Annotated in this window: 15 protein-coding genes; 7 read left to right on the forward strand and 8 right to left on the reverse strand. The window is 61.2% G+C overall.

Annotated elements, in window-relative coordinates; translation table 11 throughout:
- Window positions 1-35: 35 nt before the first annotated feature.
- The 4 genes from ACI5GA_RS22950 to arsC all read right to left on the reverse strand — a co-directional run bounded on the left by ACI5GA_RS22950 (window position 36) and on the right by arsC (window position 2,319).
- Window positions 36-707 carry a DNA-3-methyladenine glycosylase I gene (locus ACI5GA_RS22950; RefSeq protein ID WP_404638559.1) on the reverse strand — a complete coding sequence of 224 codons (672 nt, stop codon included), beginning with the start codon at window positions 705-707 and terminating at the stop codon, window positions 36-38.
- Window positions 708-960: 253 nt separating this feature from the next.
- A complete protein-coding gene (locus ACI5GA_RS22955) occupies window positions 961-1,371 on the reverse strand; it encodes a DUF2069 domain-containing protein (RefSeq protein ID WP_421424360.1) in 411 nt (136 codons plus the stop codon).
- Window positions 1,364-1,969: an NAD(P)H:quinone oxidoreductase gene (gene wrbA, locus ACI5GA_RS22960; RefSeq protein ID WP_404638563.1), complete on the reverse strand. Its 606-nt coding sequence runs from the start codon at window positions 1,967-1,969 to the stop codon at window positions 1,364-1,366. The genes ACI5GA_RS22955 and wrbA overlap by 8 nt, the downstream gene beginning before the upstream one ends.
- Window positions 1,966-2,319 carry an arsenate reductase (glutaredoxin) gene (gene arsC, locus ACI5GA_RS22965; RefSeq protein ID WP_421424362.1) on the reverse strand — a complete coding sequence of 118 codons (354 nt, stop codon included), beginning with the start codon at window positions 2,317-2,319 and terminating at the stop codon, window positions 1,966-1,968. Before arsC ends, wrbA begins: the two co-directional genes overlap by 4 nt.
- Before the next feature lie 102 nt (window positions 2,320-2,421).
- Here arsC and ACI5GA_RS22970 point away from each other — a divergent pair, with 102 nt between their 5' ends.
- The gene (locus ACI5GA_RS22970; protein WP_421424365.1) at window positions 2,422-2,889 is read left to right on the forward strand and encodes a TlpA family protein disulfide reductase; all 468 of its coding nucleotides are present in this window, start codon (window positions 2,422-2,424) and stop codon (window positions 2,887-2,889) included.
- Between the two features lie 116 nt (window positions 2,890-3,005).
- Here ACI5GA_RS22970 and ACI5GA_RS22975 read toward each other — a convergent pair whose 3' ends face one another.
- The 4 genes from ACI5GA_RS22975 to ACI5GA_RS22990 form a co-directional block, all read right to left on the reverse strand.
- Entirely contained in the window at window positions 3,006-3,410 is a 405-nt protein-coding gene (locus tag ACI5GA_RS22975; RefSeq protein ID WP_421424367.1) for an META domain-containing protein, read from the reverse strand.
- Window positions 3,407-3,844 carry a hypothetical protein gene (locus ACI5GA_RS22980; RefSeq protein ID WP_404638693.1) on the reverse strand — a complete coding sequence of 146 codons (438 nt, stop codon included), beginning with the start codon at window positions 3,842-3,844 and terminating at the stop codon, window positions 3,407-3,409. The genes ACI5GA_RS22975 and ACI5GA_RS22980 overlap by 4 nt, the downstream gene beginning before the upstream one ends.
- A 116-nt stretch (window positions 3,845-3,960) precedes the next feature.
- The gene (locus ACI5GA_RS22985; RefSeq protein ID WP_421424368.1) at window positions 3,961-4,944 is read right to left on the reverse strand and encodes a 2-hydroxyacid dehydrogenase; all 984 of its coding nucleotides are present in this window, start codon (window positions 4,942-4,944) and stop codon (window positions 3,961-3,963) included.
- A 78-nt stretch (window positions 4,945-5,022) separates the two neighbouring features.
- The gene (locus ACI5GA_RS22990) at window positions 5,023-7,776 is read right to left on the reverse strand and encodes a response regulator (protein WP_404638573.1); all 2,754 of its coding nucleotides are present in this window, start codon (window positions 7,774-7,776) and stop codon (window positions 5,023-5,025) included.
- Window positions 7,777-8,015: 239 nt separating this feature from the next.
- Here ACI5GA_RS22990 and ACI5GA_RS22995 point away from each other — a divergent pair, with 239 nt between their 5' ends.
- The 6 genes from ACI5GA_RS22995 (at window position 8,016) to mazG (ending at window position 15,972) form a co-directional block, all read left to right on the forward strand.
- Complete coding sequence (locus tag ACI5GA_RS22995; RefSeq protein ID WP_404638575.1) at window positions 8,016-8,756, forward strand: response regulator transcription factor; 741 nt, start codon at window positions 8,016-8,018, stop codon at window positions 8,754-8,756.
- The gene (locus tag ACI5GA_RS23000; protein WP_421424369.1) at window positions 8,749-10,176 is read left to right on the forward strand and encodes a histidine kinase sensor domain-containing protein; all 1,428 of its coding nucleotides are present in this window, start codon (window positions 8,749-8,751) and stop codon (window positions 10,174-10,176) included. Before ACI5GA_RS22995 ends, ACI5GA_RS23000 begins: the two co-directional genes overlap by 8 nt.
- Before the next feature lie 169 nt (window positions 10,177-10,345).
- The gene (cysM, locus tag ACI5GA_RS23005; protein ID WP_404638579.1) at window positions 10,346-11,248 is read left to right on the forward strand and encodes a cysteine synthase CysM; all 903 of its coding nucleotides are present in this window, start codon (window positions 10,346-10,348) and stop codon (window positions 11,246-11,248) included.
- Window positions 11,248-12,603 carry a 23S rRNA (uracil(1939)-C(5))-methyltransferase RlmD gene (gene rlmD, locus ACI5GA_RS23010; RefSeq protein WP_421424371.1) on the forward strand — a complete coding sequence of 452 codons (1,356 nt, stop codon included), beginning with the start codon at window positions 11,248-11,250 and terminating at the stop codon, window positions 12,601-12,603. The genes cysM and rlmD overlap by 1 nt, the downstream gene beginning before the upstream one ends.
- Window positions 12,604-12,764: 161 nt before the next feature.
- Window positions 12,765-15,008 (forward strand): GTP diphosphokinase, encoded by a 2,244-nt coding sequence (gene relA / locus ACI5GA_RS23015; RefSeq protein ID WP_404638583.1) that lies wholly within the window; start codon window positions 12,765-12,767, stop codon window positions 15,006-15,008.
- A gap of 130 nt (window positions 15,009-15,138) precedes the next feature.
- A complete protein-coding gene (mazG, locus tag ACI5GA_RS23020; RefSeq protein WP_421424373.1) occupies window positions 15,139-15,972 on the forward strand; it encodes a nucleoside triphosphate pyrophosphohydrolase in 834 nt (277 codons plus the stop codon).
- Window positions 15,973-16,011 lie beyond the last annotated feature (39 nt).

Genomic DNA, 16,011 nt, shown 5'->3' on the forward strand with positions numbered 1-16,011 from the left:
CGCGCTGTGTCGGTGTGCCCCGAGCGAAAAAAAGATCAGTGGTTAACCGTGTAGGCCAGCATCATCGAAAGTTGGCACAGCGGGCGGCCACTTTCGGCGTGCCACTGGTTGAACGCCTCCTGCACGATGGCTTGATCGCGCTGGCTGGTCGGCACTTTGTCGACGATGTTCTGGGCATTGAGCGCGGCCACGACGTCGTCGCTGGGAATGAAGGTGTCCTTGCCCACCATGCGCAAGAAGCGTGGCGCCGACAGTCCTCCCATCTGGTTGCCATGTTTGGCCAGATAACGCCACAGGCCGACGATATCGGTCACCGGCCAGTTGGCGATGAAATTGCCGAAACTGCCGTGTTCCTTGGCGATGTCGAGCATCATCTGGGCGTTGCGCGGCACGCTTTTCAGTTTGCCCAGATGGCGAATGATGCGTTCGTCCTGCATCAGGCGCTCCAGATGATCGGCACCCATCAGCGTGACTTTTTCAGGATCGAAGCCAAAGAATACCTGTTCGAAGGCGGGCCACTTGGCGTCCACTACGCTGTGCTTCAACCCGGCGCGAAACACCCGCAGGGCCAGGGTGGACAGGTAACGGTCGTCACTGATGGCCTTGAGTTGTTTGGGGGTGGCGCATGTCGGCAGATGCGCTTCGAGCGCGGCGGCGGAACCAAAGCGGTTGAGGCAGTATTCATTGAGCCATTTGTAGTCTTGCATGCCCTCTCCAAAACAGAATGTATGTTCACGCGACCTTTGTGGTCGACTTTCTGACGATGCTGGCTGACATACCGTTTTCGTCGGAACGCCGCCCGCACCAAGGCGGCTTCCACAATGATTGCGTCGGAGCCAGCCGTTTTGTTCGACACCATCCTTGTGGGAGCCGGCTTGCTGGCGAAGGCGTCGGTTCGGACGCATCGCTGACGACTGACATACCGCCATCGTCCGAATGCGGCCCAGACCAAGCGCGCTCCTACGGGATGGTGGAGACTTGGCGGTTGTACTGAAACCGCCAACGCACATACAGCAGCGCACTGATGAAAACAGCCAGGCTGGCGAGCATTTCCAGCACCCCAAACAGCGCGCGGCTGGCGTCGAACGCGGCCAGCGCACCCTTGATGAAATACAGGTTCACCACGAAACAGGTCCAGGCGTGCCCGCGCGGGCTGCCCATTAGCATGCCCGGCGCCAGCAGCAATAACGGCACCAGTTCGATTGACAGAATCACCCAGGGCCGCGCCCCATGCAGGTCCGCGAGTGCGAGGTAATAAACGCACAGCAGCGCGATCAACCCGAAAAAGCACAACAAGGCAGCCACGCGGCTCCAGCGAACCCGAGGTTCCAGCCATTCCAGCGCGGGCAGCACCTTGGGCGTTTTAACCACGGGAAGGTTCCAGCAACAGCGCAGTCTTCGCCAGACGCTGGCCGAGGGCGCGACACAGGGTGGTTTCATGCTGATCCAGCGGACGTTTGCCGTCGGCGCCTGCGTGATGGCTGGCGCCATAGGGCGTACCGCCGCCGCTGGTTTCGATCAGCGCCGCTTCGCTGTAGGGCAAACCGGTCACCAACATGCCATGGTGCAGCAGTGGCAGAAGCATCGACATCAGCGTGGTCTCCTGGCCGCCGTGCAGGCTGGCGGTGGAGGTGAACACGCTGGCCGGTTTGCCCACCAGTGCGCCGGTCAGCCACAGGTTGCTGGTGCCGTCGAGGAAGTATTTCAGCGGCGCGGCCATGTTACCGAAGCGTGTCGGGCTGCCCAGTGCCAGACCCGAGCAGTTCTTCAGGTCATCCAACGTCGCGTACAGCGCGCCGGTGTCCGGAATGCTCGGCGCCACGGCTTCGCATTCGCTGGAGACAGCCGGAACGGTACGCAGCCGCGCTTCCATGCCGCCCATCTCGATGCCTCGGGCGATCTGCCGGGCCATTTCACTGGTCGAGCCGTTGCGGCTGTAAAACAGCACCAGAATGTAGGGCGCGCTCAAGGCAGGATCTCCAGCACCTTCTCGGGCGGACGACCGATCACCGCTTTATCGCCTGCGATCAGAATCGGACGCTCGATCAGCTTGGGGTGGGCGGCCATGGCGTCGATCAAGGCGTCATCGCTGAGGCTTGTGTCGGCCAGATTCAGGGCTTTGTACTCGTCCTCGCCAGTGCGCAGCAGTGCGCGGGCGCCGATGCCCAGTTTGCCGAGCAGGTCGCGCAGTTGTGCGGCGGTCGGCGGGGTTTCCAGATAGCGGACGATGGTCGGCGCGAGGCCTCGCGCTTCGAGCAATTCCAGCGCGCCACGTGATTTGGAGCAGCGCGGGTTGTGATAAAGCGTCAGATCGGTCATTTGCGGGTCGCATCTTTCGTGAGGTGGGCGCTATTCTACAGCCGTGACGACAAACACCAAGTGTCGGTGGGCGTCGCGATTTCTCTAAAAGGAACAAGCATCATGGCAAGGCGGTGGGCAGCGGCGGTAGCGCTTTTAGGCAGTATGTTGCTCAGTGGATGCGGCGTGGACCTGGGCACTGATCAGAATGGTCAGAAAGTGACTAGTGACCGGGTCGACAAACACTGGCTGGTGGTCAACTACTGGGCCGAATGGTGCGGCCCGTGCCGTACGGAAATTCCGGAACTGAACAAACTGTCCGAACAGTTGAGCGGGCAGAAAGTCAGCGTGTTTGGCGTCAACTTCGACAACTTGCAGGGTGAAGACCTGAAAACCGCGGCCAACGCGCTGGGCATCAAATTCACGGTTCTGGCTCAGGATCCGGCCGAGCAATACGACCTGCCCAAGAGCGAAGCGCTGCCGGTGACCTACATCATCGACGACAAGGGCAAAGTGCGTGAGCAGTTGATGGGCGAGCAGACGGCGGCGGGTGTGGCGCAGAAACTGGCAGAGTTGAAAGGGAAGGGCTGATCGCTACTACGGATCATCTGTAGGAGTGAGCTTGCTCGCGATAGCGATTTCTCTTTGATGAATGCGGCGGCTGATACACCGGTATCGCGAGCAATCTCACTCCTACAATTGAAGCGCTAACCTTCTTCCAGCCAGAATCGCAACGGCAATCCGTCGGCAGGCCAGAGTTCAAGCTGTTCCACTTCCGACACATCCCAGTGCTGAACCTTGCTCAGCGCATCGAAGAAACGCCGCTCCTGCTCCATCAGCGCCGGGGCGCAGAGTTTTCGGGTGCTGCCCACCGGCCCGAAGCTGATCGCATCGCCGTCCAGCCGATAGGACGCGAACCAGTGATTACAACCGCCACTGCCGTACGCCCGGCCATCTTTGCCGAGGGTCATGGTCAGGTGGCTGTTGTCGATCAGCGGGCGCTCCCCGACCCACTCCAGCACATAGCCGTGATCACGCTTGAGGGCGTCGGTGTCGCTTGCGCAACCGGCCAGCAATGCAGCGGCGATCAAGGTCAGGCCGAGGGTTTTCATGCGGCGTTCTTCGCGCAAGTCGGGCACAGATGGTTTTCACCGACGGTTTTCCAGCCCAGTTCGGCAATGCGTGCCGTTGCAGCTGGCTTCAGGGCTTTCTTGCCTTCCTTGCCGTCGACCATGAATTCGATGTCCTGCTCTTTGCCGCAGCCGTTGCAGTTGACCTTCCACTGATGAATCGCCAGCTCCGTGAAGGCCGGGCCGTTGGCCACTGCAACCCACTGGCCCGGCGGATTGATCAGGTGACGGACCTTTTCCACGTTCAGGCGCATGTACAAGTCTTTACTGCCTTTGACGGTCACCAGCAGAACGTCGTCGTGCTTGATCGAGCCACCGTTGCCGGTCACTTGATAACGCCCGACGGCCAGGCTGCGGCACTCGATCAGGGTGTGTTGCGGGGTGAGCATGCTGTAACGGAAATCGTGTTCGGCCATGGGGGTCTCCAAATAGGCGCGCATGCTAACACTTTAGATCGAGATTGCCCGATGCCGGTCGGCGGCAGGGGACGGTTCGGAGCATTGTGATGCCTTCCCACAGGGGGCTCCGGTATTTACACCTGATTTTGTGGGGATCCCGCCGCCCACTGCCCGATGTTATCCAGCGTCGTCTGCGCAATCGCGCCCAATGCTTCTTTGGTCAAAAACGCCTGATGCGCAGTAATCACCACGTTGGGAAAGGTCAGCAGTCGCGCCAGCACATCGTCCTGCAACGGCAGGTCGGAGCGGTCTTCGAAGAACAGTTGCGCCTCCTCTTCATACACATCCAGCCCCAGATAGCCCAACTGGCCGCTCTTCAGCGCGTCGATCAGCGCCGGGGTGTCGACCAGTGCGCCGCGTCCGGTGTTGATCAACATCGCCCCGCGCTGCATTCGCGACAGCGAACCGGCATTGACCAGGTGCCGTGTGTGTTCGTTGAGCGGGCAATGCAGGCTGATGACCTGCGCTTGCGCCCACACCTGTTCCAATGGCAGATAACGCGCACCGAGGGCTTCAACGTCAGGGTTGGGGAAAGGATCGTACGCGAGGAGTTTGCAGCCGAACCCGGCCATGATGTTGGCGAAGGCTGCACCGATTTGCCCGGTGCCGACCACGCCGACGGTCTTGCCCACCAGATCGAAGCCGGTCAGGCCGTGCAGCGTGAAATCACCGTCGCGGGTTCTGTTGTAGGCGCGGTGCAAGTGACGATTGAGCGAGAGAATCAACGCCACGGCGTGTTCGGCCACGGCGTGGGGCGAGTAGGCCGGGACCCGGACCACGCCAAGCCCCAGGCGTTGGGCGGTCGGCAGGTCGACATGGTTGAAACCCGCCGAACGCAGGGCGATCAGCTTAGTCCCTCCTGCGGCAAGGCGTTCCAGAACCGGCCCACTCAAATCGTCATTGATGAACGCGCAGACCACCGGATAGCCATCGGCCAGCGCAACGGTGTCCAGCGTCAGGCGCGCAGGCTGGAAATGCAGCTCGATGCCTGCCGGGGGTTGGGCAGCGAGGAAGCTGTCTCGGTCGTAGGTCTGGCTGCTGTAGAGGAGGGTGCGCATGGGGGCTCCTTATGACATGAACGCTGATAGACCTGTAGGAACATGACATGGAGGTGCAGATGAGCGCACTGACCCGCATCAAGCACTCACTCGCGCCTCAGCCTCCAACCGGGTAATGGCCTTTTCCAGATCGTCCAGCGCCTTGTCGCTGTCTGGCGATTCCTGTTTGAGCAGGGTTTCGCTGCGTTGGCAGGCGGCGCGCAGCTGCGGGACGCCGCAATAACGGGTGGCGCCATGCAGGCGATGAACCCGCTCGATCAGCGCCACATGATCGTTTTCTTCCCGCGCTGCCTGGATGGCCTGACGGTCAGTCTCCAGCGAGGCCAGCAGCATGGCCAGCATGTCCGCCGCCAGATCCGCCTTGCCCGCGGCCAGGCGCAAGCCTTCTTCGTGATCGAGCACTTGCAGATTGGCACCACCGTGGCTGACTTCGTGATGGCGTTCGGGGGCCTGATTGCGCAAGGCCAGGCCTGTCCATTTCAGCACCACTTGCGCCAGTTGCCGCTCACTGATCGGCTTGGTCAGGTAGTCGTCCATGCCACTTTGCAGCAGCGCGCGTTTCTCGTTGGCCATGGCGTGGGCGGTGAGCGCGACAATCGGCAGCGAGGTGATCTGGCGTTCGGTTTCCCAGCCGCGAATGGCTTCGGTGGCCTGGCGCCCGTCCATGCCAGGCATCTGCACGTCCATCAGCACCAGATCGAATGCTTCTTCCTGCACCGCCTGAACCGCCGCATAACCGCTGTCGACGGCCATCACTTTGGCGCCCATGTCTTCCAGCAGCGTTTGCACCAGCAGCAGGTTGGCCGGGTTGTCGTCCACGCACAGAATTCGCGGCGGGCGGCTGGACACCGGCTCGGGCAGCTCGGTGCGCAACTGTTTGGGGTTGATCAGTTCAGACAGAGCACGACGTAGCTTGCGGGTACACGCCGGTTTGGCCTGAAGCTGGGTGTAAGCGTCGGGCACGGACGCCTGATACAGCGCCTGTTCAGTGGTCGGGCAGAGCACCAGCACCTTGCAGTCGAGGTTTTCCAGGTCCCAGATTTGCTGGCGCAGGCGCTCGGGGGGCAATTCGTGAGCGGTCACGCCGAGCACCGCCATGTCGATGGCGTGGGGCGTCTGGTGCACCACGGTCACACCGTTGATGAGGTTTTCCAGATTGTTGAAGACCATCGGCTGCAAACCGCAGTCTTCCAGTTGATGCTCCAGCGCCTGACGCGCCAGATCGTGGTGTTCCAGCACCGCAACCCGACGGCCCAGCAGTGGCGGGGCGGGCAGGTCTTCGATGTCGTCGCGGGTTTTGGGCAGGGTCAGGCTGATCCAGAACTCCGAGCCTTCGCCGGGGGTGCTCTCCACGCCGATTTCACCGCCCATCTGTTCGATCAGACGCTTGGAGATCACCAGCCCCAGTCCGGTGCCACCGGAATGGCGCGACAGCGAGTTGTCCGCCTGACTGAAGGCCTGAAACAGCGCGCGCACGTCCTGACTCGACAGGCCGATGCCGGTGTCCTGCACGCTGATGCGCAACTGCACCTTGTCGTCCTCTTCATCCTCAAGCATCGCCCGCGCGACGATGGTGCCTTCGCGGGTGAACTTGATGGCGTTGCTGACCAGGTTGGTCAGGATCTGTTTCAGCCGCAGCGGGTCGCCCACCAGCGACAGCGGCGTGTCCCGATACACCAGACTCACCAGCTCCAGTTGTTTGGCGTGTGCGGCGGGGGCGAGGATGGTCAGGGTGTCTTGCAGCAAGTCGCGCAGGTTGAACGGAATGGCGTCGAGCACCAGCTTGCCCGCTTCGATCTTCGAGAAGTCGAGGATTTCGTTGATGATGCTCAACAGGTTGTCGGCGGATTTTTCGATCGTGCCCAGATAATCGTGCTGGCGCGGCGTCAGTTCACTTTTCTGCAACAGGTGGGTGAAGCCGAGAATGCCGTTGAGGGGCGTGCGGATTTCGTGGCTCATGTTGGCCAGAAATTCGGATTTGATCCGGCTCGCTTCCAGCGCTTCTTTACGAGCCAGATCCAGCTCGATGTTCTGGATCTCGATGGTTTCCAGATTCTGGCGGACGTCCTCGGTGGCCTGTTCGATGTTGTGCTGCAACTCTTCCTGTGCGTTCTGCAGGGTCGCGGCCATGCGGTTGATGCCCGAACCGAGCTCATCCAGTTCGTTGCTGCCCATCGGCGGCAGTCGCGCCTCCAGATTGCCTTCCTTCAATTGCGCGACCACGTGTTTGATCTGGCTGATCGGCCCATTGATGGTGCGGCTCATGCGCAACGCCAGCATGGCAGTCAGGCCCAGTCCGGCAGCGATCAACAGCAGGCTGGCGAACAGACTGCGATACCCGCGCAGCAGGGTGCCGCTGTGGGACAGTTCCAGTTCGACCCAGCCCAGCAGACGGTCGGCCTCTTCGGGGACCACTTCGCCTGTGAGGTGACGATTGCGGCCGAACACCGGCATCAGGTAACGCGTCGCGTCGTTTTCCGAGCGCTGCAATAGGTGCATGCCATTGCCGATCGGCGCCTGATTGATCATGGTCGGCCCGGCGTGGGCCAGGGGGTTGCGGTCGGCGTCGAGAAACGACACCGCGCGCACATCGGCCTGTTCCAGCACTTGACCTGCGATGCGGTCGAGCATTGCTTTGTCGCTGCTGGCCAGCGCCGATGCCGACAGCGGCGCCAGTTCGTTGGCGATCATTTCGCCGCGCTTGAGCAACTGGACCTGCAATTCCGACAGTTGCATCCAGGTGAAATAGCCGCCCAGCAGCGCCGCCATCAGGCAGGTCGGCAGCAGGGTCAGCAGTAAAACGCGGCCTTTTATGCCCAGTCTGTTCAGCACATCGTTCTCTCCGGCACGTCTGATCGTCTGTCGTTGCGTGGCAAGTCCTGTGCCAGCGTGCCTTGATCTTTTGAGTACAGCCCTTCGGTCGTTTGCGCAGTGTAGCCACATGTGCGCGGGGATTGGCGGCTAAATGGGTGATCAGCGAACACTCCTACAACGTTCTCCGATCAGTCGCCATTGCTCGCCCTTCAGCAATCTTGAATAATTGTGCCCTTGAGAATCAATTGCAGACGCCAATGACTCCCGCCAGCATCCACCGCCCCAGCATACTCGCCATCGAGGACGACCCCGTGCTCGGCGCGTTCGTTCATGAGCAACTGGACCGTTGTGGCTTTCACGTCACCTGGTGCCGGAACGGCGCCGAAGGCCTTGAGCGTGCGCAGAGCCAGCCATTCGATTTGGTATTGATGGACATTCTGCTGCCGGGCATGAACGGCCTGGACATTTTGGTGCACCTGCGTCGGCGTCACACGATGCCCATCATCCTGATGTCGGCGCTGGGGGCGGAGGCCGATCGCATCAGCGGTTTTCGCAACGGCGCGGACGATTACCTGCCCAAACCCTTCAGCGTCGATGAGTTGCGCGTGCGCATCGAGGCGATCCTGCGTCGGGTGGAACTGGAGCGGCGTGTTAACGCGCAACTGGTTGTCCCTCCCGTCACTGCGGCGCCCGACATCGACGAACTGACCTTCGACGAAGGCTTGTGCGATGTACGTTTCGCGCGTAAGGCTGCGCAGCTGACTCGCAGCGAATACCGCCTGCTGGAAACCCTGTGGCGAAGTCCCGAAGAAGTGCTCAGCAAGCCCTTCCTTTATCAGCATGTGCTACAGCGAGGGTACTCGCAGCATGATCGCAGCCTGGACATGCACATCAGCCAGATCCGTCGCAAACTCAAGGCCATCGGCTATGAAGGTCATCAGTTGCGCACCGTGTGGGGCAAAGGGTATGTGCTGACGGCAGCCGAATTCGATGCGTGAGCGCCGTTGCCGCCTGCCCGGCAGGCACTCCCTGTTCTGGAAACTGGCCGTTCTGCTGGTGGGTTTCTGCTTGTTGATGATCTGGCTCAGTTGGTATTGGGGTCGATACCTTGAAACGCAGAACGCCTTCCTGTCTCCCGAGTCCCGTCGTGTGCTCAACGGCTACGCCGCCGAGGCCGAGCAGGCATGGACTGTCGGGCGTCAGCAAGGCGTCGATACCTGGCTGCGAGAAGTGCGTCGCCATGAGCAAGGCTGGGTGGGGGTTATCGGGCACGACCTGCAGTCCCTGAGCAGCGTACCGCTGGATGACGCACAAGTGCAGCGCCTGACCTTCATGCGCGGCGTTGACTGGCCCATGAGTGGGCGTCAGAAAACCGCGCCCTGGCTGAAGATCCCGTTTCCTGAACGGCCTGCGGCGGGCAGTCTGGTCATCGAGCTGCCCGAGCGCTTCAAGCCCGGGCGCCACGCGCTGTTCTGGCAAATGTTGACCAATGCAGTCATACCCGCGCTGTTCACGCTGTTGTTGTGCGTTGGCCTTTACCGGCTACTGATTCGCCCCCTCAACCAGTTGCGCGAGCAGGCCAATGCCTGGCGGGCCGATCGTTTGTCCAACCGGCTCTCGCCGCAGATGACCTCGCGACAGGACGAGTTGGGGGAACTCAATCGCGCTTTCGACCATATGGCCGCCAGGCTGCAATCTACCGTGCAGATCCAGCAGCAGTTGTTGCGTGACTTGTCTCATGAATTACGCACGCCGCTGAGCCGTCTGCGCGTGGCGTGCGACAGCGAGCAGAGTCTTCCGGAGTTGCGTGAGCGCCTCAGTCGTGAGGTCGATGGCATGCGAAGACTGGTCGATGACACCTTGCACCTGGCCTGGCTCGATGCCGAACGGGAAAAACTGCCTAACGAAGACATCCAGGTGTTGGCGCTGTGGGACATGCTGGTCGACGACGCTTGTTTCGAGAGCTGTTGGCCGTATCGCCAGTTGATCTGCGATCTGGACAGCGAATGCTGGGTTCGCGGGCACCTCAACACCTTGGCTCAGGCGCTGGAGAATATCCTGCGCAATGCGATCCGGCATTCGCCCCCTGAAGGGCTGGTACGTCTGGGCGGTCGTCGGGATGGCGAGGACTGGCTGATCTGGCTGGAAGATCAGGGCGGCGGCGTTGACGATAACGATCTGGAGCGCATCTTCGCTCCGTTCATTCGCCTTGATGGCGCCCGGCCTGGGGACGGCGGATTCGGCCTGGGCCTGAGCATCGCGCGCAACTCGCTGCGATTGCAGGGGGGCGATATGTGGGCGGAGAACACACCTGACGGACTGCGCATGACCATGCGATTGCCGGCCCGGGAAGTCGCGGCTTCGCTGCCTGCCGTTTTCGCCAGCAAGCCGGCTCCCACAGGTTCGGCGTTGAACTGAAGATTTGGATTCGACGCGACTCTTGTGGGAGCCGCAGAATCCCCCACAGATAACAGTGCAATTCTTCTTTATTCCTTTTCGTCCTATCGAACTCACTTTGCGTGATATGGGCTTTAGACGATTGCCGGTATGATAGGCGACCCCCGCATGTCTGGATCGCGAACACGCCATGACCCTGCAGTATCAAACCATCGCCGATTGCGTCGGCAACACCCCGCTGGTGCGTCTGCAACGCATGGCCGGGAACACCAGCAACACGTTGCTGCTCAAGCTTGAAGGCAATAACCCGGCCGGTTCCGTGAAGGATCGCCCGGCGCTGTCGATGATCACCCGTGCCGAACTGCGCGGCCAGATTCATCAGGGCGACACCCTGATCGAAGCGACCTCCGGCAACACCGGCATCGCCTTGGCCATGGCAGCCGCCATCAAGGGGTATCGCATGATCCTGATCATGCCGGACAACTCCAGTGCCGAACGGAAGGCGGCCATGACCGCCTACGGCGCCGAGCTGATTCTGGTCAGCAAGGAAGAGGGCATGGAAGGCGCCCGCGATCTGGCTGAGCGCATGCAGGCCGACGGCCGTGGCAAGGTGCTGGACCAGTTCGCCAATGGCGACAACCCTGAGGCTCACTACGTGGGCACCGGTCCGGAAATCTGGCGACAGACCGACGGCACCATTACCCATTTCGTCAGTTCCATGGGCACCACCGGAACCATCATGGGCACCTCGCGTTACCTCAAGGAACAGAACCCGAACATCCAGATCGTCGGCTTGCAGCCCATGGACGGTTCGGCCATTCCGGGCATCCGCCGCTGGCCCCGTGAATACCTGCCGAAGATCTATCAGGCTGACCGCGTCGACCGGATCATGGACATGGCCCAGAGCGAAGCCGAAGACGTGATGCGTCGTCTGGCCCGTGAAGAAGGTATTTTCTGTGGTGTGTCGTCGGGCGGTGCTGTGGCGGGCATGTTGCGCTTGTCGCAGGAAGTCGAGAACGCGGTGATGGTCGCGATCATTTGTGACCGTGGCGACCGTTATCTGTCGACCGGTGTCTACGATGCGCCCAACTGATGGCCAAGCGTGACTCAGGCCTGCGTTTCCAGCCCAGTGGTGGCACTCGGACAGCGCAGGTCCCTACCGGTAAAAAGCAGCGTCTGACCATTGAACGTCTGTCGAACGACGGCCGTGGCATCGCTTTCGTCGACGGCCGCACCTGGTTCGTCGCGGGCAGTCTGGCGGGCGAAGAAGTCGAAGCCCGCGTGCTGGGCGCCCATGGCAAAGTGGTTGAAGCGCGCACCGAGCGTGTGTTCCAAGCCAGCCCGTCGCGGCGTCCGGCGCCGTGTCAGCACTTCGGTCGCTGCGGCGGTTGCAGCGTGCAACAGATGCCCCATGACGAGCAGCTTGCCCTGAAACAGCGCATGCTCGCCGAGCAGTTGAGCCGCGTGGCGGGTGTCGAGCCGCAAGAGTGGGCGGCGCCGCTGACTGGTGATGAATACGCCTACCGTCGACGCGCGCGCATCGCCGTTCGCTGGGATGCCAAGGCCAAACGACTGGAGGTCGGGTTTCGCGCAGCGTCGAGTCAGGACATCGTTGTCATCGATCAATGCCCGGTGCTGGTACAGGCCTTGCAACCGATCATGACGGCGTTACCGGCCATGCTGAAAACACTGAGCAAGCCTCAGGCCCTGGGCCATGTGGAATTGTTCAGCGGTTCTGCCAATGCCGTGCTGTTGCGTCATACCGCGCCACTGGCCGACAAGGACCTGGACATCCTCAAGGTCTTCTGCGAAACCCATCACGCGCAACTCTGGTTGCACGGGGAGGGTGAGCCGCAGCCAGTGGAGGCTGACGCACAACTGGGTTATCACTTGGAACCGTGGAATCTTGCGTTGGCGTATCGTCCCGGTGACTTCGTGCAGGTCAACGCACAGGTCAATACTGCGATGATCGAACAGGCACTTTCGTGGCTTGCGCCCCATCCGGACGAACGAGTACTGGACTTGTTCTGCGGGCTTGGTAACTTCGCTCTACCGCTGGCGCAGATCACGCGCGAAGTGGTGGCGGTGGAGGGCGTCGAGGTGATGGTTCGACGGGCTGCCGGTAATGCGGTCAGTAACGATTTGCACAATGTGAAGTTTTATCAGGCGGATCTTTCGCAGCCGCTGGATAAGGCAGCCTGGGCGGCGGAAGGTTTTTCCGCCGTGCTGCTCGATCCGCCCCGTGACGGGGCGTTCGAGGTGGTGGGCAAGCTCAGGAAACTGGGCGCCGAACGGTTGGTTTATGTGTCTTGCAACCCGGCAACTTTGGCGCGGGACACGGTCGAACTGATCAGGCAGGGCTACCGATTAAAACGTGCCGGAATCCTCGATATGTTTCCGCAGACAGCGCATGTCGAGGCGATGGCGTTATTTGAAGCGAGTAAGTGAGGCAAGCAGGGCTCCAGGAATCGAGCCAGCGCCTTACAGGGAGTCTCGTTTAATCCGACTGGCCCGCGCATGCCAGACCTTGCAAGGCCCGCAAGGAGCATGCGCCGAGAAGGCCGGCGACTGATGGCGCATTTCATCGCGCCGTAGGGAAGGTAAGCAACATGGTACAGGTGAGAGCACACCAGCCGATAAACACCGACGGCAGTATCAACCTCGACGCATGGCTCGATCATGTGGTCAGCGTCGACCTCGCAGTGGACCGACAGGCGCTCAAAGAGGCCTGTGAATTTGCCCGGTTGGCCGAGCAACAGGACAACGCCGCCAAGAACCTCTGGGCGGAAGGCACGTCGAGCTTTCAGACGGGCCTGGAAATCGCTGAAATCCTGGCCGACCTCAAACTCGATCAGGACTCGCTGATCGCCGCCGTGATTTACCGCGGCGTGCGCGAAAACAAGATTTCGCTGCCTGATGTCAGTCAGCGCTTCGGCCCGACGGTGACCAAGCTGATCGACGGCGTGCTGCGCATGGCGGCGATCAGTGCCAGTCTCAGCCCGCGCCAGTCATTGGTGCTGGGCAGTCAGGCCCAGGTCGAGAACCTGCGCAAGATGCTGGTGGCGATGGTCGATGACGTGCGCGTCGCCCTGATCAAGCTGGCCGAACGTACGTGCGCCATTCGCGCCGTAAAAAATGCCAGTGACGAGAAGCGCAACCGTGTCGCCCGGGAAGTCTTCGACATCTATGCGCCATTGGCCCATCGTCTTGGTATCGGGCACATCAAATGGGAGCTGGAGGACCTGTCCTTCCGCTACCTGGAGCCGGAGCAGTACAAGCAGATCGCCAAGTTGCTGCATGAGCGCCGTCTTGATCGCGAGCGCTTCATCACCGACGTCATGTCGCAACTGGAAAACGAGTTGCTCGCCACCGGCGTCAAGGCCGACATCAGTGGCCGGGCCAAGCACATCTACTCGATCTGGCGCAAAATGCAGCGCAAGGGTCTGGAGTTCAGCCAGATCTACGACGTGCGTGCGGTGCGCGTGCTGGTCCCGGAAATGCGCGATTGCTACACCGCGCTGGGGATCGTCCACACCCTGTGGCGCCATATTCCCAAAGAGTTTGACGACTACATCGCCAACCCCAAGGAAAACGGCTATCGCTCGTTGCACACGGCGGTGATCGGTCCTGAGGGCAAAGTGCTGGAGGTGCAGATCCGCACCCACGCCATGCACGAAGAGGCCGAACTCGGCGTCTGCGCCCACTGGCGATATAAAGGGACGGACGTCAAATCCAGTTCCAACCATTACGAAGAGAAAATCTCCTGGCTGCGTCAGGTGCTGGAATGGCACGAAGAGCTGGGTGACATTGGCGGCCTGGCCGAACAACTGCGTGTCGACATCGAGCCTGACCGGGTCTACGTCTTCACGCCAGACGGCCACGCCATCGACTTGCCCAAAGGCGCGACGCCACTGGACTTCGCCTACCGTGTGCACACCGAAATCGGTCACAACTGCCGGGGCGCGAAGATCAACGGCCGCATCGTACCGCTCAACTACAGCCTGCAGACCGGTGAGCAGGTCGAGATCATCACCAGCAAGCACGGCGTGCCGAGCCGCGACTGGCTGAACTCGAACCTGGGTTACATCACCACCTCGCGAGCGCGGGCGAAGATCGTTCACTGGTTCAAGTTGCAGGCGCGCGACCAGAACGTCGCGGCGGGCAAGGTGTTGCTGGAGCGCGAACTGTTGCGTCTGGCATTGCCGCAAGTGGATTTCGAGCGGTTGGCGGAAAAGGCCAACATGAAGACCGCCGAAGACATGTTCGCGTCCTTGGGCGCGGGCGATTTGCGTCTGGCGCAACTCGTCAACCTGGCGCAGCAACTGGTCGAGCCGGAGCGTGGCAACGAGCAATTGGAACTGATTCCGCGCAAGGCTACGGGCTACAAGCCGGGCAAGCGTGGCGACATTCAGATTCAGGGTGTGGGCAACTTGATGACGCAGATGGCGGGCTGCTGCCAGCCGCTGCCGGGTGATGCCATCGTTGGTTACATCACCCAGGGGCGCGGCGTGAGCATTCACCGTCAGGACTGTGCTTCGGTGCTGCAACTGGCCGGACGCGAACCGGAGCGGATCATTCAGGTCAGTTGGGGGCCGGTGCCGGTGCTCACCTATCCGGTGGACATCATCATCCGCGCCTACGACCGCTCGGGGCTGTTGCGTGACGTGTCTCAGGTGCTGCTCAACGAGCGCATCAACGTGCTGGCGGTCAATACCCGCTCGAACAAGGAAGACAACACCGCGCTGATGTCGCTGACCATCGAGATCCCGGGGCTGGACGCGCTGGGGCGCTTGTTGGGGCGCATTTCGCAATTGCCGAACATCATCGAGACGCGGCGTAACCGTACGCCTTGATGTCGTGTGGTGTCTGCGCTGACGCTTTCGCGAGCAAGCTCACTCCTACAGATGACCGCGTTCTCTCTGTAGGAGTGAGCTTGCTCGCGATGGCTTCAGCGCAATTGCCGCAAATCTGAATTGGAATGCCATGTACACACTTCAAGACCTCATCAACCTCATGGCTCGCCTGCGCGATCCGCGATACGGCTGCCCGTGGGACGTGAAGCAGAATTACGCGACCATCGTCCCGCACACCCTCGAAGAGGCTTACGAGGTCGCCGACGCCATCGAGCGCGGCGACTTCGATGACCTGCGTGGTGAGCTGGGCGATCTGCTGTTTCAAGTGGTGTATTACTGTCAGTTGGCCAGGGAAGAAGGGCGTTTCGAGTTCGAGGGTGTGGTCGATGGCATCACCCGCAAGCTGATTCGTCGTCATCCTCACGTTTTCCCCACCGGCGATCTGTATGCCCCACTGGAAACGCCGCGCCTGAGCGAAGAGCAGGTCAAGCATCGCTGGGAAGAGATCAAGGCCGAAGAGCGCGCCGAAAAGGCGCACGTGCCGGAGCAACTGTCGTTACTCGATGACGTACCCACCGTGTTGCCTGCCCTGTCGCGTGCCGCCAAGTTGCAGAAACGCGCAGCGCAAGTGGGCTTTGACTGGCCCGAAGCGCTGCCGGTGATCGACAAAGTGCGCGAAGAACTCGATGAGGTCCTCGAAGCCATGGCCGATAACGACGGCGACGGCGTCAGGGAAGAGATCGGTGACTTGCTGTTCGTGGTGGTCAATCTGGCCCGACACCTGAAGGTCGATCCGGAAACGGCCTTGCGCGCCGCCAACGGTAAGTTCGAGCGGCGCTTCCGTTTTATCGAAACAGCCTTGCGCGAAGCGGGTCGTCCCATCGAAGATTGCAGCCTCGAAGAGATGGATACGCTCTGGGGCGAAGCCAAGCGTCAGGAAAAGCACTCGTCTCACTGCGGTTGAGTGGACGATTTAGCAAGAAAAGTCAGAGAGAGAAGATCA

The sequence above is a fragment of the Pseudomonas sp. Pseu.R1 genome, from assembly GCF_045764065.1.
GTDB lineage: Bacteria > Pseudomonadota > Gammaproteobacteria > Pseudomonadales > Pseudomonadaceae > Aquipseudomonas.

Coding starts and splice junctions, on each gene's coding strand:
- ACI5GA_RS22950 (WP_404638559.1), bottom strand. CDS start 707: ATGCAAGACTACAAATGGCTCAATGAATACTGCCTCAACCGCTTTGGT.
- arsC (WP_421424362.1), bottom strand. CDS start 2,319: ATGACCGATCTGACGCTTTATCACAACCCGCGCTGCTCCAAATCACGT.
- ACI5GA_RS22970 (WP_421424365.1), top strand. CDS start 2,422: ATGGCAAGGCGGTGGGCAGCGGCGGTAGCGCTTTTAGGCAGTATGTTG.
- ACI5GA_RS22975 (WP_421424367.1), bottom strand. CDS start 3,410: ATGAAAACCCTCGGCCTGACCTTGATCGCCGCTGCATTGCTGGCCGGT.
- ACI5GA_RS22980 (WP_404638693.1), bottom strand. CDS start 3,844: ATGGCCGAACACGATTTCCGTTACAGCATGCTCACCCCGCAACACACC.
- ACI5GA_RS22985 (WP_421424368.1), bottom strand. CDS start 4,944: ATGCGCACCCTCCTCTACAGCAGCCAGACCTACGACCGAGACAGCTTC.
- ACI5GA_RS22995 (WP_404638575.1), top strand. CDS start 8,016: ATGACTCCCGCCAGCATCCACCGCCCCAGCATACTCGCCATCGAGGAC.
- ACI5GA_RS23000 (WP_421424369.1), top strand. CDS start 8,749: ATGCGTGAGCGCCGTTGCCGCCTGCCCGGCAGGCACTCCCTGTTCTGG.
- cysM (WP_404638579.1), top strand. CDS start 10,346: ATGACCCTGCAGTATCAAACCATCGCCGATTGCGTCGGCAACACCCCG.
- rlmD (WP_421424371.1), top strand. CDS start 11,248: ATGGCCAAGCGTGACTCAGGCCTGCGTTTCCAGCCCAGTGGTGGCACT.
- relA (WP_404638583.1), top strand. CDS start 12,765: ATGGTACAGGTGAGAGCACACCAGCCGATAAACACCGACGGCAGTATC.
- mazG (WP_421424373.1), top strand. CDS start 15,139: ATGTACACACTTCAAGACCTCATCAACCTCATGGCTCGCCTGCGCGAT.